This is a genomic window from Dactylosporangium sucinum (genome assembly GCF_014647515.1).
In the GTDB taxonomy this organism is placed as follows: domain Bacteria; phylum Actinomycetota; class Actinomycetes; order Mycobacteriales; family Micromonosporaceae; genus Dactylosporangium; species Dactylosporangium sucinum.
This window is the reverse complement of record NZ_BMPI01000079.1, coordinates 13685-20355: the sequence shown is the minus strand read 5'-3', so window position 1 is coordinate 20355 and position 6671 is coordinate 13685. Positions and strand designations below refer to the sequence as shown.

The following is a 6671-nucleotide window of genomic DNA, read 5'->3' as shown; positions in this document are numbered from 1 at the left end:
GGCTGGGCGGTCTGGCTGGGCGGTCTGGCTGGGCGGTCTGGCTGGGCGGTCTGGCTGGGCGGTCTGGCTGGGCGGTCAGGCTGGGCGGTCAGGCAGTGGCCGCGGCCGGGGCCCGGCGGCGGGCCTGGCGGCTGTAGAGGATGGTCCAGGTGACCAGGCCGGCGGTCACCGCATACGGCAGCACGGCGTTGACGACGACCATCGTGTCGACGCTCAGCACCTCGGTCAGCTCGATGCGCAGCGCCGCCTCGGCCAGGAACGTCCCGCCCCAGCCGACCGTGAGGATCCGCTGGGTGCGGCGGAATCCCGGATACTGCCACAGGCCGTCCCACCACGCCACGCGCTCGGGGGAGCCGTCGGTGGCGAACCGGCGGCCGAAGTAGAACATCAGCGGGCGCGGCGCGAGCAGGGAGCCGAGCAGCAGCAGGCCGAACAGGCCGGTCACGGCCGACTCCTTGAACAGCACGAGGCGCCCGTCGTGCAGGGCCAGCGACGAGCCGACGCCGAGCGCGATGATGATCAATGTCAGCACGCCGAACTCGTCGACCCGGCGGCGGATCGCGAACATCACGGCCACCTCGACCGCCGGCCAGACACCGCTCAGGGCCAGGGCGGACGCCTCGGTCAGGCCGCGGTCGGTGAGCCAGGAGTAGGTCAGGAGCGGCAGCAGGACGTTGGCGACCAGGGTCGGCCCCCAGCCGATGAGGATCTTGCCGAACCGGCCCATCCGGACCTCCCCGATAGTGTTCGATTATGCTCACGAACGTGAGCCAGATCGTACCATCTGAGTCTCCCGGCGGAAGGTCCGCGTCGCTGGTGCCGTTCCTCTTCGGCGTCGCCCGGCGGCCGGAGCTGCCCGGCGCCGGCCTGGTCCGGCTGCTCGGCGACCTCGGCCTCACGCCGGCCGCCGCCCGGGCGCTGCTGCTGCGCATGCGGCAGGAGGGCAAGCTGGCCAGCGTCCGGCAGGGGCGCGGCGCCGGTTACCGGCTGGCGGGGGAGTACGGCCGGCGGTTCGAGCGCGTCCGGGCCGGCGGCCGGCCGCCCGCCCCGCAGTGGCCGGGCGCGTTCCACGCCCTGCTGTACCAGGTGCCCGAGTCCCGCCGGGCGTTCCGCGACGCCCTGCGCCGCTCGGCCGTCCAGCTGGGGTACGGGCTGCTGCAGCCCGGGGTGCTCGTCGCGCTCGACGACCGCAGCGAACACCTGCCGCTCGGCGAGGCGCCGCCGGACGCGCTGCTGCTCGTGACCCGGCTGCCGCTGGACGAGCGCGACGCCGCCCGGGCCGCCCGCGTGGCCTGGGACCTCGACGCGCTCGCCGGCACGTACGCCGCCCACGCGAGCGCGCTGCGCACGGCGCTGGAGGCGCTGCCGGAGCCGCCGGCGCCGGATGCGGCGACGCTGCGGCGGTATGCCGGGCTGCTGAAGGCCCCGATGGTCGACACGCTGAGCAGCCCACGGCTGCCGGCCGCGCTGTTCCCGCCGGGCTGGCCGCTGCCCGCGCTGTGGGCCGGGATCCGGGCGGTGCAGGATGTGTACGGCGGACCGGCGTCCCGCTACGTCGCCGACGTCCTGGGAACTTTCGCGGCGCCGGCGGCGACTACCCTCCCACCGACACCCTGACGCTCTCGAGGATGACGACATGATGCTCCGGCGCCTGCTGGTCGCGACGCTGCTCGGTGCCACCGCCACGCTCGGGCTGGCGGCGCCGGCCTCCGCGCACTCGACGCTGGTGCGCTCCGACCCGGCGAAGGGCGCGACGGTCACCACGCCGGTCGCCGCCGTCACCCTCACCTTCAACGAGATGGTGAAGCAGAGCCGCACCACGGTCACGGTGACCGGCCCGGACGGCGTCTCCTACAGCGACGGCGCCGCCCGCGTCGTCGACAAGAACGTCCTGCAGGCGGTCCGCGCCCTCCCGCCGGGCGCGATCACGGTCGCCTGGTCGACGGTGTCGGCCGACGGCGACGCGATCTCCGGCACGTTCGCCTTCACGAACGCGGCGCCGGCTCCGTCGCCCTCCCCGTCGCCGTCGCTGTCCCCCTCGCCGTCCCCGTCGCCGTCCGCAGCGGCCACGTCGGCGTCGCCGGTGCCGGCGTCGTCCGAGGACTCCGGCTCGGCGACCTGGTGGATCGCCGGCGGGGCCGTGGTCGTCCTGCTCCTGGCCGGCGGGTGGTTCTTCGCCCGGCGCCGCCGTTCGGCGTAGGCGGCCGGGGCCGGCCTCAGCAGTGGCGGAGCAGGAGGTCGCGGGTGGAGCCCATGCCGTAGCGGTCGGCGTCGCTCGACATCGCGGCCACCTCCGCCAGCACCGGAGCGGGGTCGATGCCCAGGCGCCGGGCCCGGGTCAGCAGGTCGCGCAGGCCCAGCAGCTCGTCGCGGGTGTCCGCGCCCTGGTCGCGGGCGCTGAAGTGGATCAGCCGCGCCCGCAGCTCCTCCGCCGTGGTCCAGTCGGGAGCGAAGTGGGCGCCCCAGCGGAACCACTCGTAGCGGTCGAACAGGCCCCGGACGGCCGCGCGCACCAGGTCGTCGCCCTCCGCGTACGCGGCGACGGCCGCGCGCAGGAGCGACTCCGCGCGGCCGTCGGCGTTGATCTCGGCCAGCTCGCGGTCGATCGCCGTGCACGCCGTGAGCATCGCGTCCGGGTTGGAGACGTCGACCGGTGCCGTGGCGACCGGCCGGTACAGCCGGTCGAGCCGTGCCATCTCCCGCTCGACGTCTCCCAGATTCATGCGAGCGTTTATACCTCCTGCCAGCGGTACCGCGTGATGCCCGATCCCTCCGTGGACGCGAGGTCGGCGAGGGCGGCGCGCGCCGAACCCGACGACGGCAGGGCGGCCGCCACGGCGCCGGTCAGGTGGGCGGCGGCGAACGACGTGCCGCTCCACTTCGCGAAGCCGTGGAAGGTGGCCAGCGGCTGCTCCTTCGTCGCGACGTCGCTGAGGAACGTCGAGACGATGTCGACGCCGGGGGCCAGGTAGTCGACCCACGGCAGCTGCGGGCTGAACTCGGCGGCCGCCGCGCCGACCGCCACCACGCCCGGCAGGGTCGCCGGCCAGGTCGGCTGGGAGCGCTGCGCGACCGCCGGGTCGGCCCAGCGGTTGCCGGCCGCGGCCACGATGAGCGTCTGCTCGCCGAGCACCTCGACGGCGCGGCGCAGCACGAACGGCGGCTCGCCGTCGGCGGTCCGGCAGCCGATCGACAGGTTCACGACCTGCGCCTGGTCCTCGCGGACCGCCGCCGCGAGCGCCCGCACGACGTCCCACGTGTTGCCCCGGCCGCCGGCGTCGAGGACCGGGCGGACGGACACGTGCGCGCCGGGGGCCAGGCCGCCGATCACGCCCTTGACGAACCGCCCGTGGCCGGCCACCTGCGGCACCTCCGCCCCGGACGCCGCGGCCAGGTCGACGTCCAGGCGAACGTCCAGCATGGTGACCCTGACGCCGGCGCCCGCGTTCGCCAGGGCCGACGTCGTCGACGGGGCGTCGGCCGGCTCGGCGACCAGCGCGCCGAGCGACTTCGGGTGCCCGAGCGCGAAGATGTTCTCCAGGGGCCGGTCCTTGCCCATCTCCGGCGTCCAGCCGCCGAACCGGGCCGCGCACCACCGGCGCAGCTGGGCCAGCACGAGGTCGAGCTGCTCGGGGTCGACGAACGCCGACTCCGGCACGTCGGCCGACACCGGCACCCGGGCCAGGCGCAGGTCGGGCAGCTCGTCCGGCCGGCCGAAAGTCAGGTCCTGCCGCAGCTCGCCCGCCACGGTCAGCACCAGGTCGAGGTGGGGCAGGTCCACGACGAGGCCGCCGAGGTCTTGCACAGGCATGGCGCTTCCTTCCCGGTTTGAGGATTCCGTACCACGGATACGCCACCCAGGCCCATGATGCACCGGCCGACCGAGCGATTGACACCGGTGCCCCGCGGTACGCAGTGTGATCACTTGTGAGCGCAGCAGCGACGGCGCTGGCCCTGGCCGAGCGGGCGATGCGCGTGGCCGACACCGACCCGGCGCGGGCCGAGCCGGTCGCCGCCGCTGCGGTGCGCGCCGCCACCCGCCAGGGCGACCCGGCCGCCGCCGCGCTCGCCGAGCGGGCGTGGGGCCAGGCGCACCTGCAGACCGGCCGGATGGACGCCGCCGCCCGGCACCTGCGCCGGTCGATCGCCCACGGCGAGCGGGCCGGCTCCGGCACCCTCGCCGGCGAGGCGCGGATCAAGCTCGCGTACGCGCTGGTGATGCGCGGCCGCACCGCCGCCGCGCTCGCCGAGATCGACGCCGCCGTCGAGCAGCTCGACGGGCCGTCCGCCGCCAAGGCGCTCGGCCAGCGGGCCGTGATCCTCAGCGAGAGCGGCCGCCTCGACGAGGCCCTCGCCGCCTTCGCCGCCGCCCTGCCCCGCCTGCGCGCCGTCGGCGACGACCTCAGCGTGGCCCGGCTGCTCGCCAACCGCGGCAACCTGCTCGCGCACCGCCACGCGTTCGACGCGGCCGTGGCCGACCTGCAGGAGTCGGAGCGGCTCTCCCGCGCGCTCGGCCGCGACCTCGCGGTCGGGATCGTCGTGGAGAACCTCGGCTTCGTCGAGACGCTGCGCGGTGACGTGCCGGCCGCGCTGGCCTACCTCGACCGCGCCGAACGGGCCATCACCGCCCACGGCGGCCACCTCGCGGTCCTGCTGCAGGACCGCTGCGCGCTGCTGCTGTCCGCCGGGCTGGCGGCCGAGGCGGCCCAGGTCGCCGAGCGCGCGGTCGCCGCGTACCGGCAGGAGCGGCGCGAGCTGCGCGTCCCCGAGACCCGGCTCATGCAGGCGCAGGCCGCGTTCGTCGCCGGTGACCGGCCGGCGGCCGCCGCGCACGCCGCCCGCGCCGCCCGCGAGTTCGGCCGGCAGGGCCGGCCCGAGTGGGCCGCCGCGGCCCGGCTGACCGCCCTGCGCGCCGGCGCCCCGGCGACCGCGTCCCGGGTGCGGGCCGTCGTCGCCGCGCTCGACGCGAGCAGCTGGCCGGCCGCCGCCGTCGAGGCCCGCCTGGTCGCCGCCCGGGCCGACCGCCGCCACGCCCGGGAGCACCTCACGCAGGCGGCCGCCGCCGCGCACCGCCGCGGACCGGCGACCCTGCGCGCCCGGGGGTGGTTCGCCGAGGCGCTGCTGCGGCTGGACGCGTCCGACGCCGCGGGTGCGGCGGGCGCGGTACGGGCGGGGCTGCGCATCCTCGACGAGCACGCCGCCGCCCTCGGCGCCACCGACCTGCGGGTGCACTCGGCGGCGCACCGGCGGGAGCTGACCGAGCTCGGGCTGCGGATGGCGCTGCGGGACGGCCGCCCCCGGCGGGTCCTCGAGTGGGCGGAGCGGGGCCGGGCCAGCCGCCTGGAGTACCGCAGCATCCGCCCGCCCGCCGACCCGCGCCTCGCCGACCTCCTCGCCGAGCTGCGCGGCATCGTCCTCGAAGAGGCCCGCGGCGACCGGCCCGCCCCGACCGGCCGGCAGGTCGCGCTGGAGCGGCTGATCCGCGACCACACCCGGCAGCGCCGCGGCACCCCGGGCGGCCCGCCGACCCCGCCCGTCCCGCCCGCCGCCCTCGCCGCGGCGCTCGGCGACTGGGCCCTCGTCGAGTACCTCCAGCTCGACGGCGTCCTGCACGGCCTGACCCTGGCCGGCGGGCGGCTGCGGCTGCGGCCGCTCGGCGGCACCCGGACCGTCGCCGAGCTCGCCGAGCGGCTCCCGTTCGCGCTGCGCCGGCTCACCCGCCCCGGCCCCGGCGCGGCGCTGCTGCTGCTCCGGCAGGCCGCCGCCCGGCTCGACGAGGCGCTGCTCGCCCCGTTCCCCGAGCTCGCCGGCCGGCCCCTCGTCGTCGTGCCGACCGGCGTGCTGCACGGCGTGCCCTGGTCGGTGCTGCCGTCCTGCGCCGGCCGGCCGGTCACCGTCGCGCCCTCGGCGACGCTGTGGCACGCGACCACCACCCGGCCCGTCCCGCCCGCCGGGCGGGTCGCGGTCGCCGCCGGCCCCGGCCTGCCCGGCGCGCACGCCGAGGCCCACGAGGTGGCCGCCGTCCACGGCGCCCGCCCGCTCGTCGGCGCCGCCGCCACGGTCGCCGCCGTCCTCGACGCCCTGGCCAGCGCCGGCCTCGTCCACCTGGCCGCGCACGGGCGGCTGTCGGCCGAGCACCCGCTCTTCTCCGACCTGTCCCTCACGGACGGGCCGCTCGTCGTGTACGACCTGGAGCAGCTGCCCCGGGTCCCACACACCGTCGTCCTGGCCGCCTGCGACAGCGGGCGGTCCGTCGTCAGCACCGGTGACGAGCTGCTCGGCCTGGGTGCCGCCTTCATCGGGCGCGGGGCGGCGCAGCTGGTCGCCTCCGTCCTGCCGGTCCCCGACGCGGAGACGGCGCCGCTCATGGTGGCGCTGCACAAGGCCCTCGCCGCCGGGCGGCCGCCGGCGGAGGCCCTCGCCGAGGCCCAGCTCGGGCTGGCCGACGCCGCCCCCCGGGCCCTCGCCGCCGCGGCCGGGTTCGTCTGCCTCGGCTCCGGCCGGGAGGCGCCGCCGTGAGAGCGCTCTTGCGCGCTGGAGATACCGTCTGCGGTCGATGGACGACTCGTTGTTCACCTATCCGGGCGCGCCGCCGGCCGAGGGCGGCGCGGCGCTGCTGCGCCCGCGTCCGCGGCCCGGCGGTGATCGCCCTGTCCCCCGAACCCCCTGGT

The 6671-nt window shown here is 77.5% G+C and carries 6 protein-coding genes; 3 read left to right on the top strand and 3 right to left on the bottom strand.

All coding sequences use genetic code 11. From position 1 onward, the window contains the following. Nucleotides 1–88 precede the first annotated feature (88 nt). Nucleotides 89–727, bottom strand: a complete 639-nt coding sequence (locus IEZ31_RS47450; protein ID WP_190256715.1) for a VC0807 family protein — start codon at nt 725–727, stop codon at nt 89–91. A gap of 38 nt (nt 728–765) precedes the next feature. Between IEZ31_RS47450 and IEZ31_RS47445 the strand changes: the two genes are divergently transcribed. Beyond that, a complete protein-coding gene (locus tag IEZ31_RS47445) occupies nt 766–1617 on the top strand; it encodes a hypothetical protein (RefSeq protein ID WP_190256714.1) in 852 nt (283 codons plus the stop codon). Nucleotides 1618–1636: 19 nt separating this feature from the next. Continuing rightward, nucleotides 1637–2200, top strand: coding sequence for a copper resistance CopC family protein (locus IEZ31_RS47440; protein ID WP_190256713.1), 564 nt, complete (start codon nt 1637–1639; stop codon nt 2198–2200). Between the two features lie 16 nt (nt 2201–2216). Here the strand turns inward: IEZ31_RS47440 and IEZ31_RS47435 are convergent, their stop codons facing one another. Continuing rightward, the gene (locus IEZ31_RS47435) at nt 2217–2723 is read right to left on the bottom strand and encodes a hypothetical protein (RefSeq protein WP_190256712.1); all 507 of its coding nucleotides are present in this window, start codon (nt 2721–2723) and stop codon (nt 2217–2219) included. A gap of 8 nt (nt 2724–2731) precedes the next feature. Continuing rightward, nucleotides 2732–3811 carry a S8 family peptidase gene (locus tag IEZ31_RS47430; protein ID WP_190256711.1) on the bottom strand — a complete coding sequence of 360 codons (1080 nt, stop codon included), beginning with the start codon at nt 3809–3811 and terminating at the stop codon, nt 2732–2734. 116 nt (nt 3812–3927) lie between these two features. Between IEZ31_RS47430 and IEZ31_RS47425 the strand changes: the two genes are divergently transcribed. Beyond that, nucleotides 3928–6519: a CHAT domain-containing protein gene (locus tag IEZ31_RS47425; protein WP_190256710.1), complete on the top strand. Its 2592-nt coding sequence runs from the start codon at nt 3928–3930 to the stop codon at nt 6517–6519. Nucleotides 6520–6671 lie beyond the last annotated feature (152 nt).